The 13,480-nt window shown below is 70.8% G+C and carries 11 protein-coding genes; 10 read left to right on the top strand and 1 reads right to left on the bottom strand.

Annotated elements, in window-relative coordinates:
* The first annotated feature begins 131 nt into the window (after positions 1-131).
* From ACH45E_RS29360 to ACH45E_RS29325, 8 genes are all read left to right on the top strand, one after another.
* Positions 132-1,526, top strand: coding sequence for a nitrate/nitrite transporter (locus ACH45E_RS29360; protein WP_361452868.1), 1,395 nt, complete (start codon positions 132-134; stop codon positions 1,524-1,526).
* Between the two features lie 85 nt (positions 1,527-1,611).
* On the top strand, positions 1,612-2,772 hold the full coding sequence (locus tag ACH45E_RS29355; protein WP_361452871.1) for a uroporphyrinogen-III synthase: 1,161 nt from the start codon (positions 1,612-1,614) through the stop codon (positions 2,770-2,772).
* A 133-nt stretch (positions 2,773-2,905) separates the two neighbouring features.
* Positions 2,906-3,559 carry a CGNR zinc finger domain-containing protein gene (locus ACH45E_RS29350; RefSeq protein ID WP_361452874.1) on the top strand — a complete coding sequence of 218 codons (654 nt, stop codon included), beginning with the start codon at positions 2,906-2,908 and terminating at the stop codon, positions 3,557-3,559.
* A 340-nt stretch (positions 3,560-3,899) separates the two neighbouring features.
* Positions 3,900-4,421 (top strand): sigma-70 family RNA polymerase sigma factor, encoded by a 522-nt coding sequence (locus ACH45E_RS29345; RefSeq protein WP_010039908.1) that lies wholly within the window; start codon positions 3,900-3,902, stop codon positions 4,419-4,421.
* A 50-nt stretch (positions 4,422-4,471) separates the two neighbouring features.
* Entirely contained in the window at positions 4,472-5,245 is a 774-nt protein-coding gene (locus ACH45E_RS29340; protein ID WP_361452876.1) for a zf-HC2 domain-containing protein, read from the top strand.
* 185 nt (positions 5,246-5,430) lie between these two features.
* Positions 5,431-7,842, top strand: a complete 2,412-nt coding sequence (locus tag ACH45E_RS29335; protein WP_361452879.1) for a UvrD-helicase domain-containing protein — start codon at positions 5,431-5,433, stop codon at positions 7,840-7,842.
* Between the two features lie 350 nt (positions 7,843-8,192).
* Positions 8,193-9,608, top strand: coding sequence for an NAD-dependent malic enzyme (locus ACH45E_RS29330; protein WP_361452882.1), 1,416 nt, complete (start codon positions 8,193-8,195; stop codon positions 9,606-9,608).
* A 425-nt stretch (positions 9,609-10,033) separates the two neighbouring features.
* Positions 10,034-10,315: an HU family DNA-binding protein gene (locus ACH45E_RS29325; protein WP_361452885.1), complete on the top strand. Its 282-nt coding sequence runs from the start codon at positions 10,034-10,036 to the stop codon at positions 10,313-10,315.
* A 588-nt stretch (positions 10,316-10,903) separates the two neighbouring features.
* On the opposite strand, the gene murA is transcribed toward ACH45E_RS29325, so the two are convergent.
* Positions 10,904-12,244 carry a UDP-N-acetylglucosamine 1-carboxyvinyltransferase gene (murA, locus tag ACH45E_RS29320; RefSeq protein ID WP_361452888.1) on the bottom strand — a complete coding sequence of 447 codons (1,341 nt, stop codon included), beginning with the start codon at positions 12,242-12,244 and terminating at the stop codon, positions 10,904-10,906.
* A gap of 276 nt (positions 12,245-12,520) precedes the next feature.
* On the opposite strand from murA, the gene ACH45E_RS29315 reads away from it, so the two are divergent.
* Both ACH45E_RS29315 and ACH45E_RS29310 read left to right on the top strand, forming a co-directional pair.
* Complete coding sequence (locus tag ACH45E_RS29315) at positions 12,521-13,093, top strand: YqgE/AlgH family protein (protein ID WP_361452891.1); 573 nt, start codon at positions 12,521-12,523, stop codon at positions 13,091-13,093.
* A 29-nt stretch (positions 13,094-13,122) separates the two neighbouring features.
* Complete coding sequence (locus ACH45E_RS29310) at positions 13,123-13,401, top strand: DUF3039 domain-containing protein (RefSeq protein WP_361452894.1); 279 nt, start codon at positions 13,123-13,125, stop codon at positions 13,399-13,401.
* Positions 13,402-13,480 lie beyond the last annotated feature (79 nt).

The raw sequence follows: 13,480 nt of genomic DNA, 5'->3' as shown, positions 1-13,480 counted from the left end.
CCCGGCCAGGGTGAGAGCAAAGTTCCTTTCCGGTCACCCACAGGCACAGACCGGAAACGCGTCCTTCCTACCTTCGGGTTGAGTCAGTCGAGTCGATGGCAGACCGAGCCCCGGAGCACCGTGGAGGCGTGATGACAGCCCCAGCCCCATCCCCCAGTACGGCCCCCGCCTCGCGCGGCAGGGGAGGCCGCTGGATCGAGCAGTGGGATCCGGAGGACGAGGTCTTCTGGAACGAGGGCGGGGAGAAGACCGCCCGGCGGAATCTCCTCTTCTCCGTTCTCTCCGAGCACATCGGGTTCTCGGTCTGGACCATGTGGTCCGTGCTGGTGCTGTTCATGGGGCCCGAGTACGGGCTGACCCCGGCCGACAAGTTCCTGCTCACGTCGGTGGTGACGCTGGTCGGTGCCGTCGTACGGGTGCCGTACACCTTCGCGGTCGCCGTCTTCGGCGGGCGGAACTGGACGATCATCTCGGCGAGCCTGCTGCTCATCCCGACGATCGCCGCGTTCGCCGTGATGAAGTCGGGGACGTCGTTCGGCACCTTCCTGCTGGTGGGGCTGCTCGCGGGTATCGGCGGCGGCAACTTCGCCTCGTCCATGACCAACATCAACGCCTTCTTCCCGTTGAAGAAGAAGGGATGGGCGCTGGGGCTGAACGCCGGCGGCGGGAACATCGGCGTGCCGGTCATCCAGCTGGTCGCCCTCGCGATCATCGGGGCGAGCGGCGGGCCGCGGGTACTGCTGGGGATCTACATCCCGCTGATCGTCGTCGCCGCCGTCCTCGCCGCGCTGTTCATGGACAACCTCGCCACCGTGAAGAACGACACGGGCGCGGCGAAGGACGCCGCCAAGGACGCGCACACCTGGATCATGTCGTTCCTCTACATCGGGACGTTCGGATCGTTCATCGGCTACAGCTTCGCCTTCGGGCAGGTGCTGACCAACCAGTTCGGGCGGACGCCGCTCCAGGCCGCGTACCTGACCTTCATCGGGCCGCTGCTGGGCTCGCTGATCCGGCCCGTCGGCGGCTGGCTGGCCGACCGGTACGGCGGGGCGAAGATCACGCTGTGGAACTACGTCGGCATGGCCGCCGCCACCGCCGTCCTGGTCGGGGCCAGCATCGAGAAGTCGCTGCCGTTGTTCGTGGCCGTGTTCGTGGTGCTGTTCGTGCTCAGCGGGCTCGGCAACGGGTCCACGTTCAAGATGATCCCCGGCATCTTCCAGGCGAAAGCCCTGGCCAAGGGGCTCGAGGGCGAGGCGGCGGCGGCCCACGGGCGGCGGTTGTCCGGGGCCTCCATGGGGCTCATCGGGGCGGTCGGCGCGCTCGGTGGAGTGGGGATCAACCTCGCCTTCCGGCAGTCCTTCCTCTCCTACGGTTCCGGCACCGGCGCGTTCGTCGTCTTCCTGGCCTACTACGGTGTCTGCTTCGCGGTGACCTGGGCCGTATACCTTCGCCGCCCGGCCGGCCAGGCCCGCGCCGCGGCCGCCACCGAGGCGAAACCGCAGCTCAGCTACGCCGAGGTGTGACGTAACACTGGCGACATCAACCCGAACCGAGCCTGTCACGCGCCGTTGACAGGCTCGTTCGGCATGCTGGTCAGCTAGGAGAGCCATGTACGACGAAACGCAGCGACCGGACCACGGCCGGTACGGGCCCCTCGCCGGGTTCACCGTGGGCGTGACCGCCGCGCGCCGGGCCGACGAGCTCGGGGCGCTGCTCCAGCGGCGCGGGGCGGTCGTGCTGCACGCGCCTGCCCTGCGCATCGTGCCGCTCGCCGACGACGGTGAACTGCTCGCCGCCACCAAGGAGATCATCGACCAGGTGCCGGACGTGGTGGTCGCCACCACCGCGATCGGTTTCCGGGGATGGGTCGAGGCCGCCGACGGGTGGGGGCTCGGCGAGCAGCTGCTCGGGCGGCTGCGCGGCGTGGAGCTGCTGGCGCGCGGGCCCAAGGTCAAGGGCGCGATACGGGCCGCCGGGCTCACCGAGGAGTGGTCGCCGTCGAGCGAGTCCATGGCCGAGGTGCTGGACCGGCTGCTGGAGGAGGGTGTCGACGGGCGCCGGATCGCCGTACAGCTGCATGGTGAGCCGCTGCCCGGCTTCGTGGAGGCGCTGCGGGAGGGGGGAGCCGAGGTGGTGCTCGTGCCGGTGTACCGGTGGATGCCGCCGGAGGACCTCTCTCCGCTCGACCGGCTGCTGGACGCCGCCGTCTCGCGCGGGCTGGACGCGCTGACCTTCACCAGCGCGCCCGCCGCCGCGTCGCTGCTGAACCGGGCCGAGGAGCGGGGGCTGCTGGACGAGCTGCTCGCCGCCCTCGGCGGCGATGTGCTGCCGGCCTGCGTCGGGCCGGTCACCGCGCTGCCGCTCCAGGCGCGCGGCGTCGAAACGGTCCAGCCGGAGCGGTTCCGGCTCGGGCCGCTCGTCCAGCTGCTCTGCCAGGAACTTCCGGGACGGGCGCGCGCGTTGCCGATCGCCGGGCACCGGGTGGAGATCCGGGGGCACGCGGTGCTGGTGGACGGCGACCTGAAGCCCGTACCGCCGGCCGGGATGTCCCTGCTGCGGGCGCTGTCGCGGCGGCCGGGCTGGGTGGTGGCCCGGGCGGAGCTGCTGCGGGCCCTGCCGGGGGCCGGGCGGGACGAGCACGCCGTGGAGACGGCGATGGCCCGGCTGCGTACGGCACTCGGGGCGCCGAAGCTGATCCAGACCGTGGTGAAGCGGGGCTACCGGCTCGCCCTCGATCCGGCGGCCGACGCGAAGTACGCCGACGCCTGACGGGCACCCGTGGGGGGACGGTAAAACGGGACGGCCGGCGTGTCCTCCGCCGGTACGAGGGGTTCCGGCACCGAGCGCGGGCAGGCACTGTGGGAGAGGGAACGGTTCCCCAGCCCAAGGCGGTGACAGGCACATGGCACTGGGTACGGCCACGGACCGGTACGAGCTGCGGTTCGACGCGGGGCGGATCTGCCTGGATCTCCTCTCCACCACCCACCCCGGCGAACGGCTCTGCTCCGTCGAGCCGTTGCGCGCCTGGATCACCGGCTCGGGACTCGTACCCCCCGGCACCCCGCTGGCGCACGCCGACGGCTCCTGGCTCGCGGACTTCCGTGAACTGCGGGGGTGCGTGGAGCTATTGATGCGGGCCGGCGCCAACTCCCGAACGCCCGGGCCCGGCACCAACTCCTCGACACCCGGCCCCGGACCCAACCGCGGCCCCGGCAGCCGGCCCTACGACCTCGCCCTCGCCCGCCTCAACGAGTTCGCCCGGCCCGCGCCCCCGGCCCCGCGCGCGATGCTCGCCGAGAGCGGCGCACTCGTACGGGAGTTGGACGGCCCGCCGTGCTGCGCGGCGCTGCTCGCGGCCGTCGCCCGGGACGCCGTGGAGCTGCTGACCGATCCGGTCGCATGGGCGGCCGTGCGGGAGTGCGAGGGGGACAACTGCCCCATCATGTACGTGGACACGTCCCGCGGGCGGCGCCGGCGGTGGTGTTCGAGCGAGGTCTGCGGGAACCGGGAACGGGTCGCGAGACACCGTCGGCGGGCGGCACTCGCGCGAGCCTGAGTGTCCGCTAGGTCTTTTCTGTACGTTAAGCACCGGTCTGGCGTCGAAGTGATTTCGACAACACCGCGTTTGCCTCCGGCGTGGCGCGGGCACCTCCCGCTGTCCCCCGTTCCCCTCGGCGATGTGCCGGAAATGTAAAGATCATGCGGTGGGAATGTGCCCGCATGTCCCCCTCGTCACGTCATCCCCGAGAAATTTCTCACTCGGGTTTGAACACGCCGCGGATCACTTCCGTACCTGTGGGCGAGCGACCGACTGGGGGAACCCCCGGACACCGGAGGTGGGCGTGCGCAAGGATGCGGCCGTGGCCAATGAACGTGGATCGAGGGCCCGACATCGCATGTCCCAGCCCTCGGAGCCAGATGAGGAGCTGATGCGTGCTCTGTACCGTGAGCACGCCGGACCACTCCTTGCGTATGTCCTTCGGCTGGTCGCCGGTGATCGGCAACGCGCCGAGGACGTCGTGCAAGAGACGCTCATCCGTGCCTGGAAGAACGCCGGTCAGCTCAATCGAGCGACCGGATCGGTACGCCCCTGGCTGGTGACGGTCGCACGTCGCATCGTCATCGACGGCCACCGCAGCCGGCAGGCCCGGCCGCAGGAGGTTGATCCGTCGCCGCTGGAGGTCATCCCCGCGGAGGACGAGATCGACAAGGCGCTGTGGCTGATGACGCTTTCGGACGCGCTCGACGACCTGACCCCTGCCCACCGGGAGGTCCTCGTCGAGACGTACTTCAAGGGGCGTACCGTCAACGAGGCGGCCGAGACGCTGGGTATACCCAGCGGAACCGTCCGCTCTCGGGTGTTCTATGCCCTGCGGTCGATGAAGCTCGCACTTGAGGAGCGGGGGGTGACGGCGTGATGAGTGTCTACGGGGGATTCGGAGCGGGAGGTCCGGGTATGTCTGGACCCATGAGCCCCAGGCAGGGTCCGGTGCCCAACGAGCACGAAACCGTCGGCGCCTATGCCCTCGGCATCCTCGACGACGCGGAAGCAACCGCTTTCGAAGCACATCTCGCGACCTGCGAGTGGTGCGCCCAGCAGCTCGACGAGCTCGCCGGGATGGAGCCGATGCTGGCCGCCCTCGCGGACCTGCCGGGCACCGGCGCCGGGACACCGGCGATCGGCGAAGCCCTGGCCGCCAAGCCCACCGTGCGGATGATGGACAAGCTCGTCGACGAGGTCGCCGAGCGCCATGCCCAGAAGCGCCGCAAGAGCTTCTTCATGCTGGCCGCGGCTGCCGCGCTGATCATCACCGGCCCGGTGGCCGTGATGGCGGTGAACGGCGGCGGCGACTCGGGCCAGAAGGCCACGACGCTGTCGGCCACCGCCAAGGACACGTTCAACACGATGTCCGACAGGGTCACGGCGACGGACGCGAGCACCAAGGTGACCGCGACCGTGGCGATGAAGGAGAAGCCCTGGGGCACCGCGGGCGTCGTCCAGATCAGCAACGTCAAGGGCCCGCTGAAGTGCTCGCTCATCGCCGTCGGCAAGAACGGTGAGCGCGAGACGATGACCTCCTGGTCGGTCCCGAACGAGGGCTACGGCATCCCGAACGCCAAGACGGAGATGGCCAAGCAGCCGCTCTACGCCCAGGGCGGCGCCGCCTTCAAGGTGAACGAGATCGATCACTTCGAGATCATGACCTTCGACGGCAAGAAGCTGGTGCAGGTCGACGCGTAGGCCTGTCCGGACGGCTTGCGTCCGGCGCGGGTGATCGGGGCCCGGTGTGCGGATCCGCGGGGTTGTCGCGGGTGTGCGTGCCGGGCCCGGGTGTTTCCGGGGCGGCCGGCCGGGCGGGCCCCTCGCGTCGAGGGGTCCTCTTCGCGTACGGTTGACGGCTGCGCAGCACGTCAGAAGGGGGCCCGGTGGCCGCTCAGGCTCAGCAGGAAACCGCGGTCGGCTCGGTTCAGGACCCGTCGCAGGACACCCTGCGCGACCGAGAGATCAGCGTGGAACAGGAACACCTGGACCGGGTGTACCGGCGCCTCGAGGAGAAGATCCACGAGGCCGAGTTCCTCATGAACGACGCGGCCAAGCGCGGCCAGGTCGGCACCCCCGGCGCGCTCGCCGAGCGCGACGCGCAGGTCTTCCGGGCGGGCGTCCACCTGAACCGGCTGAACAACGAGTTCGAGGACTTCCTGTTCGGCCGGATCGACCTGCTGCTCGGCAAGGACGGCAAGAAGGGCCCCGACGGCGCGTACACCGCGGTCGAGCCCGCCGAGGGAGCCGTCCGGGACGACGGTACGGCCGACATCGCCGAGACCCTGCACATCGGCCGCATCGGCGTCCTCGACCAGGACTACGCCCCCCTGGTGATCGACTGGCGGGCGCCCGCCGCGGCCCCCTTCTACCGCTCCACCCCTGTCGACCCCGGCCGGGTCGTCCGCCGGCGCGTCATCCGCTCCAAGGGACGCCGGGTCCTCGGCGTCGAGGACGACCTGATGCGCCCCGAGCTGAAGGCCCGCCTGGACGGCGGCGAGCTGCCGGTGATCGGCGACGGCGCCCTGATGGCCGCCCTCGGCCAGGCCCGTACGCACACCATGCGGGACATCGTCGCCTCCATCCAGGCCGAGCAGGACCTGGTGATCCGCGCCCCCGCCGCCTCCGTGACGTACGTCGAGGGCGGGCCGGGCACGGGCAAGACGGCCGTGGCCCTGCACCGGGCCGCGTACCTCCTCTACCAGGACCGGCGCCGGTACGCGGGCGGCATCCTGATCGTCTCGCCGACCCCGCTGCTCGTGGCGTACACCGAGGGCGTGCTGCCCTCGCTCGGCGAGGAGGGACAGGTCGCCATCCGCGCGATCGGCTCGCTGGTCGAGGGCGCCGAGGCCACCCTGTACGACTCCCCGTCCGTGGCCCGCGCCAAGGGCTCGTACCGGATGCTGAAGGTGCTCCGGAAGGCGGCCCGGGGGGCGCTGGAAATGGGACCGGCCGGCGGCTCGGGCGGCGCGAGCCCCGCCGCCGCTCAGGGGCAGCTCGCCTTCGGGGAAGAGGACACCCCCGCCGGTCCGCCCGACCGGCTCCGCGTGGTCGCCTTCGGGCGGCGGCTGGAGCTGGAGGCGGGCGCGCTGGAGCGGATCCGCCGTACGGCCCTGGGCGGCACCGCGCCCGTCAACCTGCTCCGCCCCCGCGCCCGCAAGCTGCTGCTGGACGCCCTGTGGTCCCAGTCCGGGGCGGGCACCCGGCACACGGACCCCGAACTGGCCGCCGAGCTGCGGTCCTCGTTCGACGAGGACGTCAGCACGGAGGACAGCTTCCTCGCATTCCTCGACGCGTGGTGGCCCGAGCTGACCCCGAAGGCGGTCCTCGCGGCCATGGCGGACGAGCGGCGGCTCGGCCGCTGGGCCCGGCGGATCCTGAACCCCGGCGAGGTCCGCAAGGTGGCCCGTTCCCTCAAGCGGGACGGTCTGTCCGTGCACGACATCGCGATGCTCGACGAACTCCAGGCCGTCCTCGGCGCACCCGCCCGCCCGAAGAAGAGACGCGACCTGGACCCGCTGGACCAGCTCACCGGCCTGGAGGAGCTGATGCCGGTCCGCGAGGAGTCCCAGCGCGAGCGGGCCGAGCGGCTGGCGCAGGAACGCACCGAGTACGCGCACGTCATCGTCGACGAGGCGCAGGACCTCACGCCGATGCAGTGGCGCATGGTCGGCCGCCGGGGCCGGCACGCCACCTGGACGGTCGTCGGCGACCCCGCCCAGTCCTCCTGGTCCGACCCGGACGAGGCGGCCGAGGCCCGAGACGAGGCCCTGGGCACCCGCCCGCGCCGCCGCTTCCAGCTGACCGTGAACTACCGCAACCCGGCGGAGATCGCCGAACTGGCCGCGAAGGTCCTCGCCCTCGCCATGCCCGGCTCCGAGTCCCCGTCGGCCGTACGGTCCACCGGGGTCGAGCCCCGCTTCAGCGTCGTCGACGAAGCGATGCCGTCAGGCACCCGCGGCTCACTGGAGAAGACCGTGCGCGCGGAGGCCGAACGGCTGCTGGGCCTGGTGGACGGCACGGTCGGCGTGGTCGTCGCCATGCAGCGGCGCGCGGAGGCCGCCCGCTGGCTGGCCGGGCTCGGCGACCGGGTGGTGGCGCTGGGCAGCCTGGAGGCCAAGGGCCTGGAGTACGACGCCACGGTGGTCGTCTCGCCCGCGGAGATCGCCGACGAGTCGCCGGCCGGGCTGCGGGTGCTGTACGTCGCGCTGACCCGGGCCACCCAGCAGTTGACGGTGGTCTCCGGGGAACGGGACCAGCCGGACGCGACCGGGGTGCCGGATCTGCTCCGGGACTGAGCGCTGGTGTCCCACTGGAGCCTGTGTCCCGGTTTCCTGTGAAGCGCTCGTACGGGAATGGCCTTACGGGATCCGTTTGTTAGCCTGGGTGTGGCACCGGCCCGATCCAAGCCCCCGGGCCCAACCATAGTCGCTGCGAGCGACCACTTGCCGCGAGGCGAGCATGGCGGGTCGGTGTCACCTCACTGCGTTCGAGAGGCCCACGTCCGATGTGACGTGGGCCTCTTTTGTCGTGGACTTTGTTGTGAACAAAACGTTCTCAATGCTGCCTGGCTAACGCCTACTCGACGGTAGGTGCGACGATCGGACGGCATTACCCAGAGACACGGTGAAAGCAGAGGAAGTCGGCCATGGCAACGGCGCCCAGCGTCTCCTACTCGATGACGGTCCGGCTGGAGGTGCCGGCGAGCGGGACCGCGGTCTCGCAGCTCACCACCGCCGTGGAGTCCTCCGGAGGCTCGGTGACCGGCCTCGACGTCACCGCGTCCGGCCACGAGAAGCTCCGTATCGACGTCACCATCGCGGCCTCGTCGACCGCGCACGCCGACGAGATCGTCGAGGAACTCCGCGGCATCGAGGGCGTCACGCTGGGCAAGGTCTCGGACCGTACCTTCCTCATGCACCTCGGCGGCAAGATCGAGATGGCGTCGAAGCACCCCATCCGCAACCGTGACGACCTCTCCATGGTCTACACGCCCGGCGTGGCCCGCGTGTGCATGGCGATCGCCGAGAACCCCGAGGACGCCCGCCGCCTCACCATCAAGCGCAACTCCGTTGCGGTCGTGACGGACGGCTCCGCCGTGCTGGGCCTCGGCAACATCGGCCCGAAGGCCGCGCTGCCCGTCATGGAGGGCAAGGCGGCCCTCTTCAAGCGCTTCGCCGGCATCGACGCCTGGCCGATCTGCCTGGACACCCAGGACTCCGACGCGATCGTCGAGATCGTCAAGGCGATCGCCCCCGGGTTCGCCGGCATCAACCTCGAGGACATCTCCGCGCCCCGCTGCTTCGAGATCGAGGCGCGGCTGCGCGAGGCCCTCGACATCCCCGTCTTCCACGACGACCAGCACGGTACGGCGATCGTCGTCCTCGCCGCCCTGAAGAACGCGCTTCGCTGCACCGGCAAGGCGATTGAGAACATCCGCGTCGTGATGTCCGGTGCCGGCGCGGCCGGTACGGCCATCCTCAAGCTGCTGATCGCCGCCGGTGTGAAGAACGCCGTCGTCGCCGACATCCAGGGTGTCGTGCATGCCGGCCGCGAGGACCTGGTGGACGCCCCGGTGGGCTCGGCGCTGCGCTGGATCGCCGACAACACCAACCCCGAGAACCTCACGGGCACCCTGAAGGAGGCCGTGCACGGCGCCGACGTCTTCATCGGCGTCTCCGCCCCGAACGTCCTCGACGGGGACGACGTGGCCGCCATGGCCGAGGGTGCGATCGTGTTCGCGCTCGCGAACCCGGACCCCGAGGTCGACCCGGCAATCGCCCGCCAGACGGCGGCGGTTGTGGCCACCGGCCGCTCGGACTTCCCCAACCAGATCAACAACGTGCTGGTCTTCCCGGGTGTCTTCCGCGGTCTGCTGGACGCGCAGTCCCGCACCGTCAACACCGACATGATGCTCGCCGCCGCGCAGGCGCTGGCCGACGTGGTGACCGAGGACGAGCTGAACCCGAACTACATCATCCCGAGCGTGTTCAACGACAAGGTCGCGGGTGCCGTGGCCGGCGCGGTGCGGGAGGCGGCCAAGGCGGTGGGCGCGGCGTCCTAGGGCGTTCCTGGGGCACTCCCCGGGCAGTCCCGGGCCAGTCCTGGCCAGTCCTGGGGCCTGTGTGGCCGTAGGGCGGGTATGCGTGGCCGTGGGTGATGTGCATAGCCTTGTGAGCATCCCCACGGCGGGGCGTCGTACCGGCGCGTCGTGGAACCCGGCGCGCGGAGCCGCCGTCTAGGGTGTCGGCCACGTTCGGGCACTCTTTTCGTGTGACTCCCTAGGGTGTTCTCACGACTCCTACGGGTGCCGGATTGGCTTTCCCGCCGCAGGTAGGGGCAGGATGCGTCCCTGGGCGCGAGGGTCTGACGACGGACCCGGGTCCGGGGACTCTCCGAGGACCCTGGCAGCATCGGCATGGCCGTGCCCGACATGCGGCTCTGCCGCGTGGCACGCCTCAACGGCAAGAAGAACACGGGAGTAACAACATGAACCGCAGTGAGCTGGTGGCCGCGCTGGCCGACCGTGCCGAGGTGACCCGCAAGGACGCCGACGCCGTGCTGGCCGCGTTCGCCGAGACCGTCGGCGAGATCGTCGCCAAGGGCGACGAGAAGGTCACCATCCCTGGCTTCCTGACCTTCGAGCGCACCCACCGTGCCGCTCGTACCGCTCGTAACCCGCAGACCGGTGAGCCCATCAACATCCCGGCCGGCTACAGCGTGAAGGTCTCCGCGGGCAGCAAGCTCAAGGAAGCGGCCAAGGGCCAGTGACCTCGCCGTCCGTATGCCACGGGACGGTGTACGGCCTGTAGAACGCCAATGGGGCGGCACCCGGACTCCGGGTGCCGCCCCATTCGTGCCCGCGGCCCCGCCGGCTGCCTTGAACCGGGGCGCGGGCTGCTCCGCGCGTTTACCCGGGGGCGGCCCTGGCCCCCACTGGGGTGGCTGCCCATGGCTGGGGGCCTCAGCCGAGAGCTTTGCCCGGGGGACGACCCCCGGACCCTCGGGCCGGGGCCGGCTGCGGGGTGGCTGACGTGGTTCAGTCGAGGGGTCGCCGTGGAGTTCTGCTTTCGCGCTGTGGCGGCCGAGCTTCTCCACGGCGTGTCGGCCCGGGCTGCCCGTGGCTGGGGATGCGGTCGGCCGGTTCAGCCAGAGCCTTGCCGGGGGACGACCCCGGACCCCCGGCCGGGAGTGGGCTGCTCGGGGCAGGCCGGGGGGTGGGGTCAGCCGAGGGCCTTGCCCGGGAGTTCGACCTTGGCGCCCAGTTCCACGAGTTTCTCCATGCTGTGTCTGCCCGGGGGGCGACCCCCGGACCCCCGGCCGGGAGTGGGCTGCTCGGGGCAGGCCGGGGGGGTGGGGTCAGCCGAGGGCCTTGCCCGGGAGTTCGACCTTGGCGCCCAGTTCCACGAGTTTCTCCATGAAGTTCTCGTAGCCGCGGTTGATCAGCTCGATGCCGTGGACGCGGGACGTGCCCTGGGCGGCCAGCGCCGCGATCAGGTAGGAGAAGCCGCCGCGCAGGTCCGGGATGACCAGGTCGGCGCCCTGGAGCTTGGTGGGGCCCGACACCACCGCGGAGTGCAGGAAGTTGCGCTGGCCGAAGCGGCAGTCGGAGCCGCCCAGGCACTCGCGGTAGAGCTGGATGTGGGCACCCATCTGGTTCAGCGCGGAGGTGAAGCCCAGACGGGACTCGTAGACCGTCTCGTGGATGATCGACAGGCCGGTCGCCTGCGTGAGGGCGACGACCAGCGGCTGCTGCCAGTCCGTCTGGAAGCCGGGGTGCACGTCCGTCTCCAGCGCGATGGACTTCAACTGGCCGCCGGGGTGCCAGAAGCGGATGCCCTCGTCGTCTATCTCGAACGCGCCGCCCACCTTGCGGTAGGTGTTGAGGAAGGTCATCATCGAGCGCTGCTGCGCGCCGCGGACATAGATGTTGCCTTCGGTGGCCAGCGCCGCCGACGCCCAGGACGCGGCCTCCAGGCGGTCCGAGAGGGCACGGTGGGTGTAACCGCCCAGCTTGTCCACACCGGTGATGCGGATCGTGCGGTCGGTGTCCATCGCGATGATCGCGCCCATCTTCTGCAGCACGCAGATGAGGTCCTCGATCTCCGGCTCGACGGCCGCGTTGGACAACTCGGTGACACCCTCGGCGAGTACGGCCGTCAGCAGCACCTGCTCGGTCGCGCCGACGGACGGATACGGCAGCCGGATCTTCGTACCGCGCAGCCGCTGCGGAGCCTCCAGGTACTGCCCGTCCGCCCGCTTCTCGATCGTCGCGCCGAACTGCCGCAGCACGTCGAAGTGGAAGTCGATGGGCCGGCCGCCGATGTCGCAGCCGCCCAGGCCCGGGATGAAGGCATGGCCGAGACGGTGCAGGAGGGGGCCGCAGAACAGGATCGGGATGCGGCTCGAACCGGCGTGGGCATCGATGTCAGCGACGTTCGCGCTCTCCACGTACGTCGGATCGAGGACCAGCTCGCCGGGCTCCTCACCCGGACGGACCGTCACCCCGTGCAGCTGGAGCAGGCCGCGTACGACGCGCACGTCACGGATGTCCGGAACGTTGCGCAGTCGGCTCGGCGCACTGCCCAGCAGGGCGGCGACCATGGCCTTGGGCACGAGGTTCTTCGCGCCGCGGACACGGATCTCGCCCTCCAGCGGGGTGCCGCCGTGGACAAGCAGGACATCGTCGTTGACGGTCATGTATCTCGCGTTCCGATGAGTCGGGCAGGGGCCGGCCGATCACTTTGCGCAGGGGCCGGAGAGACAGGGTAATCGCCGATTACCCCCCTCCCGTAAGCCCAAGGACCGCCCAGCTAGGTCATAGCTGTGTCACAACACGAACCGTTCCCCGTCGGCCACGTCCCGTCACCACCCGGGCCGTGCGCTCGGCCGCGCATCCTTGCGCCCTGAGCTGCATTCACTCCCGGGCACCGATTGGCTCCCCATGCGAAGGGAAGATGCGGGATCATGTCTGGCATGACCGAGGTGTCCTCGCTCACAGGGCGGCTGCTCGTGGCAACGCCCGCCCTGGCGGACCCGAACTTCGACCGTGCGGTGGTGCTCCTTCTCGACCACGACGAGGAGGGCTCGCTCGGCGTCGTCCTCAACCGCCCCACCCCGGTGGACGTGGGGGACATCCTGGAGGGCTGGGCCGATCTCACGGGCGAGCCCGGCGTGGTCTTCCAGGGCGGCCCGGTGTCACTGGACTCGGCGCTCGGCGTCGCGGTCATCCCCGGCGGCAGCAACGGCGACCGTGCCCCGCTCGGCTGGCGCCGGGTGCACGGCGCGATCGGGCTCGTCGACCTGGAGGCCCCGCCGGAACTGCTCGCCTCGGCCCTCGGCTCCCTGCGGATCTTCGCCGGATACGCCGGCTGGGGCCCCGGCCAGCTGGAGGACGAGCTGGTGGAGGGCGCCTGGTACGTCGTCGAGTCCGAGCCCGGCGACGTCTCGTCCCCGTCCCCGGAAAGACTCTGGCGCGAGGTGCTGCGCCGCCAGCGCAGCGAGCTCGCGATGGTGGCCACCTATCCGGACGACCCTACGCTCAACTGATGCGTGTGAGCTTCAGTACCCTGGGGCGTATGAGCACTCTCGAGCCCGAGCGCGGGACTGGTACGGGGACCCTCGTCGAGCCGACACCGCAGGTGTCCCACGGTGACGGCGACCATGAGCGCTTCGCCCACTACGTCCAGAAGGACAAGATCATGGCGAGCGCCCTCGACGGCACCCCCGTCGTGGCGCTGTGCGGCAAGGTGTGGGTGCCGGGCCGCGACCCGAAGAAGTACCCCGTGTGCCCGATGTGCAAGGAGATCTACGAGTCCATGGGCAGCGGCGGCGACGAGGGTGGCAAGGACAAGTAGCGGCAGCTAGCCGCCGACGAGGCCCCCGGGGTGTGTGTGGCACGCCCCGGGGGCTTTCGTGCGCCCGCCCGGGGAAGTG

It is taken from the genome of Streptomyces sp. NPDC020299 (assembly GCF_044387825.1).
Taxonomy (GTDB): Bacteria; Actinomycetota; Actinomycetes; order Streptomycetales; family Streptomycetaceae; genus Streptomyces.
Note: the sequence above shows the minus strand (reverse complement) of the source record. Positions and strands in the feature narration are given on the sequence as shown.

Coding starts and splice junctions, on each gene's coding strand:
- ACH45E_RS29345 (WP_010039908.1), top strand. CDS start 3,900: ATGTCCCAGCCCTCGGAGCCAGATGAGGAGCTGATGCGTGCTCTGTAC.
- ACH45E_RS29340 (WP_361452876.1), top strand. CDS start 4,472: ATGAGCCCCAGGCAGGGTCCGGTGCCCAACGAGCACGAAACCGTCGGC.
- ACH45E_RS29355 (WP_361452871.1), top strand. CDS start 1,612: ATGTACGACGAAACGCAGCGACCGGACCACGGCCGGTACGGGCCCCTC.
- ACH45E_RS29325 (WP_361452885.1), top strand. CDS start 10,034: ATGAACCGCAGTGAGCTGGTGGCCGCGCTGGCCGACCGTGCCGAGGTG.
- ACH45E_RS29360 (WP_361452868.1), top strand. CDS start 132: ATGACAGCCCCAGCCCCATCCCCCAGTACGGCCCCCGCCTCGCGCGGC.
- ACH45E_RS29350 (WP_361452874.1), top strand. CDS start 2,906: ATGGCACTGGGTACGGCCACGGACCGGTACGAGCTGCGGTTCGACGCG.
- ACH45E_RS29310 (WP_361452894.1), top strand. CDS start 13,123: ATGAGCACTCTCGAGCCCGAGCGCGGGACTGGTACGGGGACCCTCGTC.
- murA (WP_361452888.1), bottom strand. CDS start 12,244: ATGACCGTCAACGACGATGTCCTGCTTGTCCACGGCGGCACCCCGCTG.
- ACH45E_RS29315 (WP_361452891.1), top strand. CDS start 12,521: ATGACCGAGGTGTCCTCGCTCACAGGGCGGCTGCTCGTGGCAACGCCC.
- ACH45E_RS29330 (WP_361452882.1), top strand. CDS start 8,193: ATGGCAACGGCGCCCAGCGTCTCCTACTCGATGACGGTCCGGCTGGAG.